This is a genomic window from Flavobacterium daejeonense DSM 17708, assembly GCF_000425425.1.
Lineage (GTDB): Bacteria > Bacteroidota > Bacteroidia > Flavobacteriales > Flavobacteriaceae > Flavobacterium > Flavobacterium daejeonense.
Genome location: NZ_AUDK01000001.1, coordinates 26,765 through 42,939, shown reverse-complemented (window position 1 = coordinate 42,939; position 16,175 = coordinate 26,765). Strand labels below are relative to the sequence as shown.

General features: G+C 34.9%; 14 protein-coding genes. 12 read left to right on the top strand and 2 right to left on the bottom strand.

From position 1 onward, the window contains the following. Positions 1-42 precede the first annotated feature (42 nt). The 7 genes from kduI to H599_RS0100115 are packed head-to-tail and all read left to right on the top strand — an operon-like array spanning position 43 to position 7,957. On the top strand, positions 43-882 hold the full coding sequence (gene kduI / locus H599_RS0100145) for a 5-dehydro-4-deoxy-D-glucuronate isomerase (protein ID WP_081810468.1): 840 nt from the start codon (positions 43-45) through the stop codon (positions 880-882). Between the two features lie 3 nt (positions 883-885). Continuing rightward, positions 886-1,677: a gluconate 5-dehydrogenase gene (locus tag H599_RS0100140; RefSeq protein WP_026712255.1), complete on the top strand. Its 792-nt coding sequence runs from the start codon at positions 886-888 to the stop codon at positions 1,675-1,677. Between the two features lie 18 nt (positions 1,678-1,695). After that, complete coding sequence (uxaC, locus tag H599_RS0100135; RefSeq protein ID WP_026712254.1) at positions 1,696-3,105, top strand: glucuronate isomerase; 1,410 nt, start codon at positions 1,696-1,698, stop codon at positions 3,103-3,105. A 32-nt stretch (positions 3,106-3,137) separates the two neighbouring features. Continuing rightward, complete coding sequence (locus H599_RS0100130; RefSeq protein ID WP_026712253.1) at positions 3,138-4,160, top strand: sugar kinase; 1,023 nt, start codon at positions 3,138-3,140, stop codon at positions 4,158-4,160. A gap of 10 nt (positions 4,161-4,170) precedes the next feature. Beyond that, a complete protein-coding gene (locus tag H599_RS0100125) occupies positions 4,171-4,842 on the top strand; it encodes a bifunctional 4-hydroxy-2-oxoglutarate aldolase/2-dehydro-3-deoxy-phosphogluconate aldolase (protein WP_026712252.1) in 672 nt (223 codons plus the stop codon). A 30-nt stretch (positions 4,843-4,872) separates the two neighbouring features. Next, positions 4,873-6,315, top strand: coding sequence for a tagaturonate reductase (locus tag H599_RS0100120; protein ID WP_026712251.1), 1,443 nt, complete (start codon positions 4,873-4,875; stop codon positions 6,313-6,315). Positions 6,316-6,340: 25 nt separating this feature from the next. Further along, positions 6,341-7,957 carry a UxaA family hydrolase gene (locus tag H599_RS0100115; protein ID WP_026712250.1) on the top strand — a complete coding sequence of 539 codons (1,617 nt, stop codon included), beginning with the start codon at positions 6,341-6,343 and terminating at the stop codon, positions 7,955-7,957. Positions 7,958-8,145: 188 nt separating this feature from the next. Here H599_RS0100115 and H599_RS0100110 read toward each other — a convergent pair whose 3' ends face one another. Beyond that, positions 8,146-9,171, bottom strand: a complete 1,026-nt coding sequence (locus tag H599_RS0100110) for a LacI family DNA-binding transcriptional regulator (RefSeq protein ID WP_026712249.1) — start codon at positions 9,169-9,171, stop codon at positions 8,146-8,148. 334 nt (positions 9,172-9,505) lie between these two features. Here H599_RS0100110 and H599_RS0100105 point away from each other — a divergent pair, with 334 nt between their 5' ends. From H599_RS0100105 to H599_RS0100085, 5 genes are all read left to right on the top strand, one after another. After that, positions 9,506-10,942, top strand: coding sequence for a glycoside hydrolase family 28 protein (locus tag H599_RS0100105; RefSeq protein ID WP_026712248.1), 1,437 nt, complete (start codon positions 9,506-9,508; stop codon positions 10,940-10,942). A 71-nt stretch (positions 10,943-11,013) separates the two neighbouring features. After that, on the top strand, positions 11,014-12,231 hold the full coding sequence (locus H599_RS0100100; RefSeq protein ID WP_051590583.1) for a glycoside hydrolase family 88/105 protein: 1,218 nt from the start codon (positions 11,014-11,016) through the stop codon (positions 12,229-12,231). A 31-nt stretch (positions 12,232-12,262) separates the two neighbouring features. Next, positions 12,263-13,312 carry a pectinesterase family protein gene (locus H599_RS18945; protein WP_081810467.1) on the top strand — a complete coding sequence of 350 codons (1,050 nt, stop codon included), beginning with the start codon at positions 12,263-12,265 and terminating at the stop codon, positions 13,310-13,312. A 6-nt stretch (positions 13,313-13,318) separates the two neighbouring features. Then, positions 13,319-14,050 (top strand): rhamnogalacturonan acetylesterase, encoded by a 732-nt coding sequence (locus H599_RS0100090; protein ID WP_026712246.1) that lies wholly within the window; start codon positions 13,319-13,321, stop codon positions 14,048-14,050. 9 nt (positions 14,051-14,059) lie between these two features. Beyond that, positions 14,060-15,418: a glycoside hydrolase family 28 protein gene (locus H599_RS0100085; RefSeq protein ID WP_026712245.1), complete on the top strand. Its 1,359-nt coding sequence runs from the start codon at positions 14,060-14,062 to the stop codon at positions 15,416-15,418. A gap of 15 nt (positions 15,419-15,433) precedes the next feature. On the opposite strand, the gene H599_RS0100080 is transcribed toward H599_RS0100085, so the two are convergent. Next, entirely contained in the window at positions 15,434-15,973 is a 540-nt protein-coding gene (locus H599_RS0100080) for an RNA polymerase sigma factor (RefSeq protein ID WP_026712244.1), read from the bottom strand. Positions 15,974-16,175: the final 202 nt, after the last annotated feature.

Below are 16,175 nucleotides of genomic sequence, written 5' to 3'. Positions count from 1 at the left end.
AAATTAATACCTTTGTAATCGATTACATAAAATTAAAATATTATGACAAAATATAGTTCCAGATACGCATCGAGCCCTCAGGCGGTAAAAAACTACGATACTAAACAATTAAGAGAAGAATTTCTGATTGATGATTTAATGCAGGAAGATGAAGTAGTGTTGGTTTATTCGCATTACGACCGTTATATTGCGGGTTCTGCAGTTCCTGTGAATAAAGATTTAGTTCTTGAAACAATTGATCCTCTTAAAGCGCCTTATTTTTTAGAAAGAAGAGAGTTGGGGATTATTAATGTGGGTGGAAATGGTTCTGTTGTGGTTGAAGGAGAGACTTATGAATTAGGTCTTAAAGATGCTCTGTATATTGGTGCTGGAAATAAAGAAGTAATTTTTAAATCGGAAGATGCTAAAAATCCGGCTAAGTTCTATATCAATTCTGCACCAGCTCACACGACTTATCCTACTGTGAAAGTAAGTTTGGCGGAAGCTAATAAATTACATTTGGGTACAATGGAAACGGCTAATCATCGTACCGTAAACCAAATGATCATTGGAAGTGTGGTGACTACTTGTCAATTACAAATGGGAATGACAGAATTAAAACCGGGAAGTGTTTGGAATACGATGCCAGCTCACGTACACGATCGTCGTATGGAAGTTTATTTTTATTTAGATATTCCTGAAAATCAAGCAGTATGTCACTTTATGGGTGAACCACAAGAAACAAGACATATCTGGATGAATAATCATCAGGCGGTAATTTCTCCACCATGGTCTATTCACTCTGGAGCAGGAACCTCTAATTATACTTTTATTTGGGGTATGGCAGGTGAAAACTTAGATTACGGAGATATGGATGTTTGTAAAATTACTGATTTAAGATAAAAAATGACAAATTTATTTGATATAAAAGGAAAAGTTGCTCTTATCACAGGAAGTACACACGGACTGGGAATGGCAATGGCTAAAGGATTAGGTCAGGCAGGAGCAACAATTGTGGTGAACGGAAATTCTTCTCAGGAGAAAATTGATAATGCTGTAGCTGAACTTAAAAGTGAAGGAATCAATGCTGTAGGTTATAAATTTAATGTAACCGAAGAGCAGGAAGTTAAAACAGCGGTTGCAAAAATTGAAACTGAAGTTGGACCAATTGATATTCTAATTAATAATGCCGGAATTATCAAAAGAATTCCATTGATTGACATGGAAGTGTCTGATTTTAGAGAAGTAATTGATATTGATTTAGTAAGTCCGTTTATTGTTTCTAAGCATGTTGCTAAAGGAATGATTGAAAGAAGAGCGGGAAAAATCATCAATATTTGCTCCATGATGAGTGAGTTAGGTAGAAGTACTGTTTCGGCTTATGCTGCTGCAAAAGGTGGTTTGAAAATGTTAACTAAAAATATGGCGACCGAATGGGCTAAATATAATGTTCAAATCAACGGAATTGGACCTGGATATTTTGCTACGGAACAAACAAAACCAATTAGAGTTGACGGACATCCGTTTAATGATTTTATCATTAGCAGAACACCGGCAGCAAAATGGGGTGATCCAAGCGATTTAGCCGGAGCGGCAATCTTTTTGTCATCTAAAGCAAGTGATTTTGTAAACGGTCATATTTTATATGTTGATGGTGGAATTTTGGCTACCATTGGTAAACCATCAAACGAAGATTAATATTTTAAGGAAATTATAATGAGTACTTTTATCAACGATAACTTTTTATTAGAAAATAAATACGCAGAAGAATTATACCACAATTATTCTAAAAATCAACCGATTATTGATTACCACAATCACCTGAATCCTCAGTTTATTGCTGAAGATAAAATCTTTAGTAATATTACTGATGTTTGGATTAAAGGAGACCATTACAAATGGAGAGCGATGCGTACTTTGGGTATCAATGAACAATTTGTTACAGGAAATGGTTCAGATAAAGATAAATTTTTAAACTGGGCAAAAACGGTTCCTTATACCATGCGTAATCCATTGTACCACTGGACACACTTAGAATTAGCTCGTTATTTTGATATTACTGATTTATTAAACGAAAAATCAGCGGAAAGAATCTACGATGAAACTTCTGCTAAAGTAAATTCAGCTGAATACAGCACAAGAAACTTACTTCGTAAAGTAAATGCAGAATTAGTTTGTACAACTGAAGATCCAATTGATAGTTTGGATTTCCACGAAAAATTGGCTAAAAGTGATTTCAAAACTACTGTAAGTACAGCTTTCAGACCTGATAAAGCCATCTTAATTGCTAACGATGGTTATAACGAATATTTGAACGCTTTAGGACAAAAAGCTTCGATTGAAATCAATACTTATGCAGATTTACAAGCGGCTTTAAGAAACAGAATTGAGTATTTTAATGCGAATGGTTGTCAGCTTTGTGACCACGGATTAGACCAAATCTATTTCGAAAATTATACGGAAAGTGAAGTTACTGCTATTTTCAAAAAGAAAAGAGAAAGCCAAGCGATTAGTAACGAAGAAGCATTGAAATTTCAAAGTGCTATCTTGGTATTTTTATGTGAAACTTACCATGAATTTGGTTGGGTACAACAATTTCACTTAGGTGCTTTGAGAAACAATAATGCTCGTATGCACCGTATTTTAGGTCCTGATACCGGATGGGATTCTATTGGTGATTATCCACAGGCTCAAAAATTATCAGCATTCTTAAATGCTTTGGATTCTAAAGATAAATTGACTAAAACTATTATTTATAACCTAAATCCTGCTGATAACGAAGTTATGGCTACCATGATTGGTAACTTTAACGACGGAAGTGTTAGAGGAAAAGTGCAATTTGGTTCTGGATGGTGGTTCTTAGACCAAAAAGACGGAATGACAAAACAATTAAATGCTCTTTCTAATATGAGTTTAATTAGCTGTTTTGTGGGTATGTTGACAGATTCAAGAAGTTTCCTGTCTTTCCCAAGACACGAATATTTCCGTCGTATTCTTTGTAATCTTTTAGGAGACGAAGTAAAAAGAGGTGAATTACCTGCATCTGAAATGGAATGGATTGGAAAAATGGTTTCTGATATTAGCTACGGAAATGCTAAGGAATATTTCAAATTTCCGGTTAAATAATAAGTAAAGTATAATCTATAAATATTTTTCAATTGAAGAAAGTAGTCACTTTTGGAGAAATTTTACTCCGTCTTTCTACAGACAGACATTTGAGGTTTGCTCAGGCTGAGTCCTATAAAGCAACTTATGGAGGAGGAGAATTTAACGTAGCTGTTTCGCTAGTAAATTACGGGATGAAGGCTGAGTTTGTTACTAAAGTTCCGAATAATGAATTAGGGAATTGCGCTATTCACGAAATGCGCAAACTGGATGTAGATTGTCAAAATGTAATGAAAGGTGGAGATCGTTTAGGGATTTATTTCTTGGAAACAGGAACCAGTACACGTGCAAGTAATGTAATTTATGACAGAGCTAATAGTTCTATGTCAACTTTGAAAAAAGGAGAATTTGACTGGAAAGAAATTTTAAAAGATGCTACTTGGTTTCACTGGAGCGGAATTACTCCGGCTCTTTCTGAAACGGCTGCCGAAGCTTGTATGGAAGCGATAAAAGTAGCTCACGAATTAGGTTTGACTATTTCTACGGATTTGAATTATCGTTCAAAACTTTGGAATTATGGGAAACAACCTAAAGAGGTAATGCCGGAAATGTTAAAATACAGTAACATTATATTAGGAGACATTGATACAGCTAACTTTATGTTAGGTTTAGATAAAGTAGATCCTGATTATCAGCAAGTAGAAACTTTGCCGGCTGTTTATAATGAAGTATTCAAATTGTGTCCTGAATTAAAATACATGGCAACTACTTTGCGTTATTCTGTAAGTGCTTCTCATCAGCGTATTGGAGGAATCCTTTATGATGGAAAAGAAATATTCAAAGCTGCTGTTCAGGAAGTAACTCCTGTTGTGGACAGAGTAGGTAGTGGTGATGCTTTCATGGGAGGTTTAATCTATGGTTTAAACGAAAAACCATTGGATAAACAAAGAGCATTGAATTTTGCAGTTGCTGCTTGTTGCTTAAAACACACCATCTACGGAGATTATAATTTAATTACTAAAAATGAAATTGAAAAATTACTTGATGGGGATTTCACAGGTAAGGTTTCTAGATAAAAAAGATAAAATGGCTCAATTTACACGTATAGAAGTTGCTACTGCAATGAAAGAGACAGGGATGATTCCTTTGTTTTTTAGCAATGATTTGGAATTAAGTAAGAATGTATTGAAAGCATGTTATGATGGTGGTGCCCGTTTGATGGAATTTACTGCCAGAGGAGATTTCGCTCACGAAGTTTTTGCTGAATTGACAAAATATGCTATCAAAGAATTGCCTGGAATGATTATGGGAGTTGGTTCAGTAACAGATGCTGCTGCTGCTTCATTGTATATGCAATTAGGAGCTAATTTTATTGTTACTCCGGTATTCAGAGAAGATATTGCTATTGCCTGTAACCGTAGAAAAGTATTGTGGTCTCCGGGTTGTGGTACTTTAACTGAAATTGCAAGAGCTGAAGAATTAGGATGTGAAATTGTTAAATTGTTCCCGGGAGAAATCTACGGGCCTCAATTTATCAAAGGAGTAAAAGGACCGTGTCCTTGGACAAATATCATGCCTACAGGAGGAGTTTCTACAGAGAGAGAGAACTTAAAATCTTGGTTTGATGCTGGTGCTTACTGTGTTGGTATTGGTTCTCAGTTAATTTCTGCTGCCGTTTTGCAATCTAAAGATTATGCTGGTTTGACTCAAAAAGTAAAAGAAACAATCGCAATTATTGCTGATTTACGTAAAAAATAAAAAAATACACAACCGATTATGTCAGAAGTAATGGAAAAATTAAATAGAAAAAACAGGGGTTTAGAAAAATTAAACCCAATTAAAGTAGTTCAGTTTGGTGAAGGAAACTTTTTGAGAGCTTTCGTTGATTACGCTTTTCAAAGATTGAACAATGAAGTAGATTTCAATGCCGGTATTGCAATGGTTCAGCCATTGGCAGGTGGTATGGTAAATATGATTAATGAGCAGGATGGTCTTTATACTCTGTTTATGAACGGAATCAAAAAAGGGGAGAAAATTCAGGATATTCAATTAATTACTAATGTTGTAAAAGGAATCAATCCTTATACTGATTTTGCTGATTATTTGGCTTTAGCCAAAGAAGAAGAATTGCAGTTTATTGTTTCCAATACTACTGAGGCAGGAATTGAATTCGTTTCAACGGATACACCGGATATGCAACCACCAGCAGCATTTCCTGCTAAGTTAACTCTTTTGTTATTGGAAAGATTTAAACATTTCAACGGAGATGCTTCTAAAGCTGTAACAATTATTCCTTGTGAATTAATTGATTATAATTCAGAAGCTTTGAAAAAATGTATCTTGCAATATTGTGATTTATGGAATTTAGATGCTGCATTTAAAAAATGGGTTTCTGAAGATTGTACGTACCACAGTACTTTGGTTGACAGAATTGTTCCTGGATATCCAAGAGCTGAAATTGAAGAATACAATAGTAAATTAGATTACCAAGATAATCTAATTGTTGCTGCTGAGCCATTTTTCCTTTGGGCTATCGAAGGTGGTGCCGATTTGAAAGCAAAATTACCATTCCATAAAACCGATTTGAATGTGAAGATTGTTGACGATATTCGTCCTTTCAAAATGATTAAGGTACGTATTTTGAATGGTGCACACACAGCAATGGTTCCTGTTTCTCTTTTATTTGGTAACAAATTAGTTATGGAAACAGTTAATGGTGATTTTACCGGGCCTTTTGTTGATAACGTAATCAGTGAAATTAGCGAAACGCTTCCTATGGATAAAAATGAAATCACTGCTTATGCTGAAGAAGTGATGGATCGTTTTAAAAATCCATTTATCAAGCATGCTTTAGCTGATATTGCTTTAAACTCAATCTCAAAATTCAAAGTAAGAGTATTGCCTAGTTTATTAGGATATTATAATACAAAAAAACAACTTCCAACTAGTTTGACTTTTTCATTAGCTTGTTTAATTCAATTCTACAAAGGAATTTGGAATAACGAAACTTTACCGGTAAAAGATACTCCGGAGTTAGTGGAAGCATTCAAAAAAGCCTGGGAATTAGGAGGTTTAGAATCAGTAGTAACTACAGTGTTGGCTAATACTGATTTCTGGGATCAAGATTTAAATGAAATCAACGGATTGTCACAAGCTTTAGTGCTTGCATTAACTGAAATTGAAGCCAACGGTATTCAACAAGGCTATATCAATTTTTCTCAAAAAAACTAAGAAATAAAAAAATTAAGTTAGTAAGATGCAAAAGAAATTAATAAAAGTAGATCCTTCGGATAACGTAGCTGTTGCTTTGGTTGACCTAAAGGCAGGTGAAGTAATTCCATTTGAAGGACAGGATGTTTTAGTTGTTTCCGACACTAAAATGAAGCATAAAATTGCCATGAAAGATTTTGAAGTTGGTGACAAAATCTACATGTACGGTGTAATCGTGGGGAAAGCGAGTCAAAAAATTGCTAAAGGTGATGTAATCGCAACTACGAACGTAAAACACGAAAGTGCTAAAGTAACCGGAAAAACAGATTCCATTGGTTGGGAAATCCCTAATGTGGACAAATGGAAAGACAAAACTTTCATGGGATACCAACGTGAAGATGGTCAGGTAGGAACTGAAAATGTTTGGTTGTTCTTCCCGTTAGTTTTTTGTGAAAACAGAAATATCGAAATCTTAAAAGATATTTTTGAAAAAGAATTAATGAAGCCAAAAGAAAACGATTACCAATTGTTATTACGTTCATTAGTGAAATCAGAAACTGGAGGTCATGGTAACGAAGCGGCTTCCAACGATGCTGATTTATTCAATAATATCGAAGTGAAGTTTATCACGCACCAGGGTGGTTGTGGAGGAATTCGTCAGGATGCACACAGTTTGGCTAAATTATTAGCCGGATATGTAAACAATCCTAACGTTGCCGGAGCTACTGTATTGAGTTTAGGTTGTCAAAACTTACAAATCTCAATCTTCAAAGAAGCTTTAGAAGCTATTAACCCAAATAACCAAAAACCGGTATTAATTTACGACCAACAATCAATTGGTACAATTGAAGCGATGTTGAGCAGCGTAGTGAAAGATTCATTTGAAGCAATTAAAAAAGCGAATCAAATTAAGAGAACTCCGGCGCCTTTATCTAAATTAAGAATTGGTTTAGAGTGTGGTGGTTCTGATGGGTTCTCAGGAATTTCTGCAAACCCAACATTAGGTGTTTTATCTGATAAATTAGTTGCTCTTGGAGGAACTACAATTCTTTCTGAATTCCCGGAATTATGTGGAGTTGAGCAGGAATTAGTAAACCGTTGTATTGATGATAAGGATGGACAACGTTTCTTAGAATTAATGAAATGGTACGAAAAAACAGTTGTTGATGCAGGATCAGGATTTGATATGAACCCTTCTCCGGGTAACATCAAAGACGGTTTGATTACGGATGCAATGAAATCAGCAGGCGCTTCTAAAAAAGGAGGTACTTCTCCTATTGTAGGGGTTTACGATTACGGTGAATACATCAACGAACCAGGTTTTACCTTGTTATGTACTCCTGGAAATGACGTAGAGTGTACTACTGCCATGGTAGGTTCAGGTGCTAATATGGTATTGTTTACAACAGGTTTAGGAACTCCAACAGGAAACCCAATTGCTCCGGTTGTAAAAGTATCTTCTAACACGCAATTAGCTCAAAAAATGTCTGATATTATCGATTTTAACACTGGTGAAATCATCACAGGTGACAAAACGATTGAGCAAACAGCTGATGAGATGTTAGAGTTTATTATTAAAGTAGCGAGTGGTGAAGTGAAAACCAAAGCTGCAATTTTGAATCAAAATGACTTTATTCCCTGGAAACGAGGAGTATCTTTATAAAGATTGTTTTTAGATTTTGTTTTTAGTTGAAAAGGGAGGTTGTTTTTTCGAAAACGCCTCCCTTTTTTATGTTGTTATTTGAAGTAAAAAAGACACCGCAGATTGCTTCGCCTATTCGCTATCGCTCGGGTCACAGATTTTTATTTTATAATCTGCGAATCTGCGGTAATTTTTTTATTAGTCGAATATTAAGCTATTCTGGTAGAAGATTGTCTAATCAATAATTTTGGCATTAAAACCACCTGACTTTCTGATTTCTTTTTGTCACGGTTATTTATTTTATCTAAAAAGACCTGAGCGGCCACTTTTCCCATTTCTAACGGTGATTGGTCAACAGTAGAAATAGATAATTCCATGAATTTAGTAAAAGGTTCGTTTCCGAAACCAAAAACACAAAAATCTTCCGGAATTTTAATACCGTGTTCCTTTAATTTTTGAATAGCTCCCAAGGCTGCAAAATCACTGGTAGAAAAAATAGCATTCGGAGGTGTTGCTAGAGTAAGTAGTTTCTCGGCAGCTTCCTGACCTTCCTGGACGTTACTTTTGATATTGATAATGTAATCGGGATTAATGGCTATATTATTGTCTAGTAATGCCTGTTCGTATCCGCGGTAACGTTCTTCGTAAATTTCTAATGACCGGTCTCCTGAAAAATAAGCAATTTTATCGCAACCTTGCGCAATTAGGTGCTGAGTGGTTTGATAAGAAGCCTGATAATCATCGATGGTAACCGAGCTGACATTGTTTATTTCTTTTTTTCGGTCAAAAAAGATTAAAGGTATTTTTTTTTGAATAACACGTTCAATATAATGATTGTTTTCTTCGCTAAGATTGGAAATCGACATCAAAATACCGTCAACCTGAGCGTTTAGCAACGTATTAATATTTTCAATTTCGCGGTTTTCTTCTTCGTGAGTTTGGCAAATAATAACCTGATAACCTTCGGGATGTAATCCTTCTTCGATACCTCGAATTACTGAAGCGAAAAAATTGGTGTTGATACGAGGTACAATAACGCCTACATTATTGCTTCTTCCGCTTCTTAATGCTAATGCTAATCGGTTTTGCTTATAGTTCATTCGGTTAGCAGTTTCAAGAACGAGCTTTCGGGTACTCTGGCTAATTTTTGGGTTGTTGTTTAAAGCTCTTGAAACAGTTGCAGCCGTAATGTTTAGCTCTTTAGCAATGTCATAAATGGTTGTTTTTTCACTCATTATAAATATTCTGTCAGGGTAAAAATACTATATTTTTTCAATTATTTATAGGTTTCCTTTTGATATTGATGTGATTTTGAAATAAAATCTGATTTTTTGATAAATTTTTAGTTTTAAGAATGTGTTTCTTAGAATATTTTGCTAATTAATGGTTAATTTTTTTAATAAATGAAATAAATATTCTTTTTTTTGTGTAAATCTGATTTTTTTGAAGAAATTTATAGCATAATAAAAAAAATAATTGATAGATTTGTGTAATCGATTGCATTCTTTTGTTGGAATAAGGAATTTCAGTCGTATCAATTCTTAATTTAACCTTTTTAATTTTTTGTCTATGAAAAATAAACTGTTTCGGTTGCTTTCGGGTGTTTCTGCGATAGCGGTTTCAGTAATGTTCTGTAATTGTGCTACGCAAAAAAAAACCGATGTGTTGTCAAATCCATGGAAGCTGAAAAAACAGATTGAAGCCACGGTTGTTGCTCCGGTTTTTATCAATAAGAATTATAATATTGTTGATTTTGGTGCAAAAAGTGGCGGAGTTATAAATAATTCAGAAGCTTTTAAAAAAGCTATCGAAGCCTGTACTAAAAATGGCGGGGGGAAAGTTGTTGTGCCGACCGGAAAATTTTTAACCGGACCGATTCATTTGGATAATAATGTGAATTTGCATTTGGAAGATGGAGCGGAAATTTTATTTAGTACCAAATCTTCTGATTATCCTTTGGTAAAAACTACTTTTGAAGGAACCGAATGTATGAATCATTCGCCGTTAATTTATGCTTATAACAAAAAAAATATTGCCGTTACCGGAAAAGGAATCCTGAACGGTCAGGCAGATAATGAAAATTGGTGGTATTGGTGTGGTGCTAAAAGATACGGTTGGTCAGAAGGAAAAGGAAATCAAAATGACCCGCAAAATCGTGTTCGTTTAGTTGAATCGGGTGAGCAAAATGTGCCGGTTGAACAACGAATTTATGGTGAAGGTTCGTATTTAAGACCAAGTTTTGTGGAGTTTTTTGAATGTACGGATGCTTTGATTAAAGATGTGAAAATTATCAATGCACCTTTTTGGGTGATTCATCCGATGAAATCTGTTAATGTAACAGTTGATGGTGTTACGGTGGAAAGTCACGGACCAAACAATGACGGCTGTGATCCGGAATATTCTAAAAATGTAATTATTAAAAATTGCTCTTTTAATACCGGAGACGATTGTATTGCTATTAAAGCCGGAAAAGACGGTGACGGAAGACGGGTGGCGATGAAAAGTGAAAATATTATTGTGAGAGATTGCAAAATGCTTGACGGACATGGTGGTGTGGTAATGGGAAGCGAAATGACCGGCGGAATTAAGAATGTTTTCGTAGAAAACTGCGAAATGGACAGTCCTAATTTAGATAGAGCGATTCGTATTAAATCCAATTCCAGAAGAGGCGGAATTGTTGAAAATGTTTTTGTTCGAAATATCAATGTAGGCCAGGTGGGAGAATGCGTGCTGCGTATTAATATGTTTTACAATGTTTACGGAAATCAAACCGGAAATTTCATTCCTCAGGTGAAAAATGTGACTTTGGAAAATGTAAAAGTTAAAAATGGCGGTAAATATGGAATTTTAGCCAAAGGTTACAAGGAATTGCCTATTGAAAATGTAACTTTCAAAAATGTAACCATTGACAAGGTGAAAGAACCTTTTTCTGTTGAAAATGTTAGCAATCTTCAATTGATAAATACCTTTATCAATGGCAAGAAAGTTGATAGTCCTAAGTTGTAAAAAAAAAAACGAAGGATTAACTTCGAATTAAATTTTAAAATAAAAAAAAAGACAATAACGTAAAAAATAACATGATGAAAGCAAACCGATTTATTCTCACTTTTATTTTAATTGGAGCATTGGGTTTTACAAGTTGTAAATCACAATCAGCATCATCTTCGACTAAAAATGAATTAACCTCCTCAAAGTTGAAATGGTCTGAAAAAATGGCTTTAACACTGATGATGCGTCATCCTAATGCCTATGAAATTGATGATCGGACCACCCCAAAATGGGATTATGTGCATGGTTTAGTAGCAAGTTCTATTGAAGAATTGTATAAAAAAACCAAAGATGAAAAGTATTATAACTACGTTAAAGGATATGCTGATGCTTTAATAGATGAAAATGGGAATATTGCAACCTATGAAATGGATAAATACAATATTGATATGGTAGTAGCAGCTAATATTTTGTTTGACATTTATGATCGAACAAAAGAGAATAAGTATTTAATCGCCATGCAAACCATCAGAAAACAATTAGATGATCAGCCAAGAACAGCAAGCGGAGGATTTTGGCATAAAAAGATTTATCCTAACCAAATGTGGTTAGACGGTTTATACATGGGGCAACCTTTTTATGCTCAATATACTGCTACGTTTGAAAACGGAAAGAATCTTGATGATGTTGCAAAACAATTTGAATTATTAGAGAAAAATGATAAAGATCCTAAAACAGGATTATTGTATCATGCTTGGGATGAAAGCAGAAAAATGCCATGGGCTGATAAAGAAACTGGTAAATCACCAAATTTTTGGTCTCGCTCATTAGGTTGGTATGCTATGGCTTTAGTGGATGTTTTGGATTATTTTCCAAAAGATCATCCAAAGCAAAAAGAATTGGTTGGTTATTTGAATAATTTGGCAATTGCTTTAGAAAAAGTTCAGGACAAAAAAACAGGATTATGGTATCAGGTAACCGATATGGGTGGTAGAGAAGGGAACTATCTTGAAGCTTCAGGAAGTTCTATGTTTGCTTATGCTTTGGCAAAAGGAGTGAATAAAGGGTATTTGCCTGCTAAATTTAAAAAAGTGGCTAATTATGCTTTTGATGGATTAACTACTAAATTGATCAAAGTGGATGCTGACGGCGGAATTACTTTGACACAATGTTGTCAGGTGGCTGGTTTAGGAGGAAATCCATACAGAGACGGTTCTTACGAATATTATATTAATGAGAAAAAGAAGGATAATGATCCTAAAGCGACAGGACCATTTATCTTGGCGGCAATTGAATTGAACCGTTAATCTTTTGTTTCTAAATTAATCAATAATAAGAATGAAATTTTTAAACAGAGCCATTGCAGTCGGATTAGTTATTTGTACCAATTCGATTGCAATGACCCCAAAAACGGCTGTAGGTTCCGGAGCAATTGTTGCTTCTTCAAATGAAATAGCAGTAAAGAAAATGTATTTGGCTCCAAAAGACGAATACAATATTGTGGTTGCTCAGGATGGCAGCGGCGATTATAAAAGTATCCAGGAAGCTATTTACAATTCACCTTCTTTTCCTTATAAAAGAGTGACCATTACCGTTAAAAACGGAATTTATAAAGAAAAAGTTCATGTGCCGGAATGGAATACCAATCTTACTTTGATTGGTGAAAGCAGAGAGAAAACCATTATCACTTTTGATGATTATTTTGGGAAAATCAATCTGGGGCGCAACAGTACTTTTATGACTCCTACGGTTTTAGTAGAAGGAAATGATTTTAAAGCGGCCAATTTAACGATTCAAAACTCAGCCGGTACCGTTGGGCAGGCGGTTGCTTTGTCAGTGGTGGCTGATAGAGTGGTAGTTTTCAATTGTAATCTTTTAGGAAATCAGGATACTTTATATACTTCCGGCGAAGGGTTTAAAAACTATTTTAAGGATTGTTTTATAGAAGGAACAGTCGATTTTATTTTTGGCGGAGCTACTGCGGTTTTTGAAAATTGCGAGATTCATGCTAAAAGCAATGCTTATCTCACGGCAGCTTCAACTCCTGAGAGTTCAAAATATGGTTTTGTATTTTTTAATTGCAAATTGACAGCTGGCGAAAAAGCTACGGAAGTGTATTTAGGACGTCCATGGCGAATTTATGCTAAAACTGTTTTTTTAAATTGCGAAATGGGAAGTCATATTCGAAAAGAGGGTTGGAACAACTGGTCTAAACCTGATGCCGAAAAAACTACTTTATATGCGGAATACAATTGTTCCGGTCCGGGATTTCAACCGGAATCCAGAGCCAAATGGTCGCATCAGTTGAACAAATCTCAGGCCAATAAATATACTTTAAGAAAAATTTTTGGTGATTCTAAATCAAATTGGTATTCAAGTTTTAAATAAGATTCTATGAAAATAAAGTGTTTACTTTTTTTATTGATAGCAACTAGTTGCTTTGCTCAAAAAACGACGGTTTATACCATTGGCGACTCGACAATGGCGAATAAATCCAATCCTGCGAAAAATCCGGAACACGGCTGGGCTCAGGTTTTACAGCAATTTTTTGATGATAAAGTGGTGGTGGACAACCGTGCGATGAACGGTCGTAGTACCCGCAGTTTTATCAATGAAAAACGTTGGGATTCGGTTTTAGAAACTTTAAAAAAAGGAGATTATGTTTTTATACAGTTCGGACATAACGATGAAAAAGAGAATAAACCTGCTGTCTATGCTAATCCGCATACAGCTTATCGTCAAAATTTAATTCGTTTTGTGGCGGAAACCCGAGCCAAAGGAGCGACTCCGGTTATTTTATCTTCTATAGTAAGGAGAAAATTTAATGAGCAGGGAACTTTGGTAGATACGCACGGTTTGTATCCAATGGAAGCCCGATTGGTAGCGGTGGATTATAAAGTGCCATTTATCGATTTGCAATATTTGACGGAATTATTGGAAGAATCCTATGGAGTAGAAGGTTCTAAAAAATTGCATTTGCATTTTGCGGCCGGTGAAAGTTCTTTTTATAAAACCGAAAAACATGACGATACGCATTTGTCATTGTTAGGAGCTACTGAAATTTCAAAATTGGTTATCGCTGAATTGAAAAAAACCGACTTGGATTTGAAAAATCACATTAAATAAAGAAAAAATATGAAAAGCAATTCTTTCTGTGTCCTTTTGTTATTAAGTTTTACGGTGTTGTTTTCGCAAGCAAAAGTTGAAAATAAAACGGCAGCCATAGAAAGAATTGTCAATCGTATTCAGTTGCCGGTTATTCCGGCTTATACCATTAAAGTTACTGATTTTGGTGCCAAAGGTGATTCGGTGACCAACTGCAAGTCGGCTTTTGACAAGGCAATGAAAGCCTGTGCTAAAAAAAACGGCGGAACTATCGTAGTTCCAAAAGGGGTGTACACCATCAATGGTCCGATTCATTTTGTGAGCAATGTGAAATTGCATTTGGAAACCGGAGCTAAAATTCGTTTTGGTTCTAATCCGAAAGATTATCCTTTGGTTTTAACCAGTTGGGAAGGGACAATGTTATACAATTATAGCCCGTTGATTTACGGGAATAATGTGCAAAATGTAGCCATTACCGGAAATGGAATTATTGACGGTGAAGGGCATAACGGCTGGGTGAAATGGAAGCCATTAGAAGAAAAGGATAAATTACTAAGCCGTGAAATGAATCATAATAATGTGCCTTTAAAAGATAGAATTTTTGGAAAAGGACATTATTTAAGACCGCAATTGATTCAGTTTTTGAATTCTACAACTATTTTGATTGAAGATGTAAAAATTGAAGATTCTCCTTTTTGGTGTGTGCATTTGTTAAAATCAAAAAGTATTACCCTTCGCGGTTTAAAATACGATGCGCAGAATTACAATAATGACGGTATTGATCCGGAATATTCCAGTGATATTTTAATTGAAAAGATTCAATTTAATAATGGCGATGATAATGTGGCTATTAAAGCGGGTCGCGACGACGAAGGCCGTGATAATGCCAGTTCTCCTTCGGAAAATATTGTTGTTAGAAATTGTAATTTCAAAGGCTTGCACGCCGTGGTTATTGGCAGCGAAATGTCGGCCGGAGTACGCAATGTTTATGTGGATAATTGCAAAGCCTGGGGGTATTTGAAAAGAGGAATTTACATAAAAACCAATTCGGATCGAGGCGGTTATGTGAGAGATTTGTCTTTTTCGAATATTACTTTGGGAAAAGTGGAAGATTGTATTTACATGACGGCTAATTATCACGGAGAAGGCAGCGGGAAGTTTCCTTCTAAGATTTCTGATATTTCTATTTCAAATATAAGTTGCGAAAGTGCTTCGAATGCCGCAATTATCATAGAAGGTTTTCCGGAAAAAAAGGTGGAGAATATTGTATTGGATAATATAACGGTGAAGTCGGCAAAAAACGGCATGAGCCTGACTCATACACAAAATGTGAGTGTTAACGAAATCGTAATTGGTGAAAAAGGAGGGGTTCCCAGTTCAGTTAAATAATAAAAAATTAAGGTTTTAATTTCTCAACAAAAAATAAATGGCAGTAATAAGGATGCTGCTTTTTTCGCTTTCTCTTAAAAAAGCATAAGCTCTCTTCATCTGGGTTTTTACAGTATTGATGGAGATGTTGTGCATTTCGGCAATTTCCGCATAGCTATGTCCTTCTACTACATGGGACATAAAGATTTCTCTTCTGGCTTGCGGGATTTTATCAACTAAATTAAAAATTTTCGGTTTTTTAGTTTCTTCAGTTTTTTCAAAAACAAGCTGTTCTTCCTCTTTAGGCAAAGCAATTTTTTTAGTGTCTAAACTTATGGTTGTGCTTTTCTCTAAATGCTGAAGACTTAAATTTTTTACGGCTCTTGTGGCATAAGCTTTAAACGAAATAGTAAAGTTGATACTCTCTTCTTTTTCCCATAGATAAATAAAAAAATCCTGAACCACATCTTTTGCAACATCTTTATCCTTAGTAATATTAAAAGAAACTAAAGATAAATAAGTAAAATGCTCTTTATACAGGCTTTCGAATATTTTTAAATCTTTATGTGTTGACATGCGGATATTGATTTTATATAGCTTGTAATGGATTACATGAGGCAAATGTAAAATAAAAGATTGCTTTTTTTTTGTTATATGTAAAAATAGATAAAATTTTTTAAGAATACTGTCACCCTGAAATGATTTTTTTCTAACAAATATTTAACACCTAAGAAATTTTGGAATTGTATAAGAAATTATTGGTGAACAAATTTTCTCC

Coding starts and splice junctions, on each gene's coding strand:
- kduI (WP_081810468.1), top strand. CDS start 43: ATGACAAAATATAGTTCCAGATACGCATCGAGCCCTCAGGCGGTAAAA.
- H599_RS0100140 (WP_026712255.1), top strand. CDS start 886: ATGACAAATTTATTTGATATAAAAGGAAAAGTTGCTCTTATCACAGGA.
- uxaC (WP_026712254.1), top strand. CDS start 1,696: ATGAGTACTTTTATCAACGATAACTTTTTATTAGAAAATAAATACGCA.
- H599_RS0100125 (WP_026712252.1), top strand. CDS start 4,171: ATGGCTCAATTTACACGTATAGAAGTTGCTACTGCAATGAAAGAGACA.
- H599_RS0100120 (WP_026712251.1), top strand. CDS start 4,873: ATGGAAAAATTAAATAGAAAAAACAGGGGTTTAGAAAAATTAAACCCA.
- H599_RS0100115 (WP_026712250.1), top strand. CDS start 6,341: ATGCAAAAGAAATTAATAAAAGTAGATCCTTCGGATAACGTAGCTGTT.
- H599_RS0100110 (WP_026712249.1), bottom strand. CDS start 9,171: ATGAGTGAAAAAACAACCATTTATGACATTGCTAAAGAGCTAAACATT.
- H599_RS0100105 (WP_026712248.1), top strand. CDS start 9,506: ATGAAAAATAAACTGTTTCGGTTGCTTTCGGGTGTTTCTGCGATAGCG.
- H599_RS0100100 (WP_051590583.1), top strand. CDS start 11,014: ATGATGAAAGCAAACCGATTTATTCTCACTTTTATTTTAATTGGAGCA.
- H599_RS18945 (WP_081810467.1), top strand. CDS start 12,263: ATGAAATTTTTAAACAGAGCCATTGCAGTCGGATTAGTTATTTGTACC.
- H599_RS0100090 (WP_026712246.1), top strand. CDS start 13,319: ATGAAAATAAAGTGTTTACTTTTTTTATTGATAGCAACTAGTTGCTTT.
- H599_RS0100085 (WP_026712245.1), top strand. CDS start 14,060: ATGAAAAGCAATTCTTTCTGTGTCCTTTTGTTATTAAGTTTTACGGTG.
- H599_RS0100080 (WP_026712244.1), bottom strand. CDS start 15,973: ATGTCAACACATAAAGATTTAAAAATATTCGAAAGCCTGTATAAAGAG.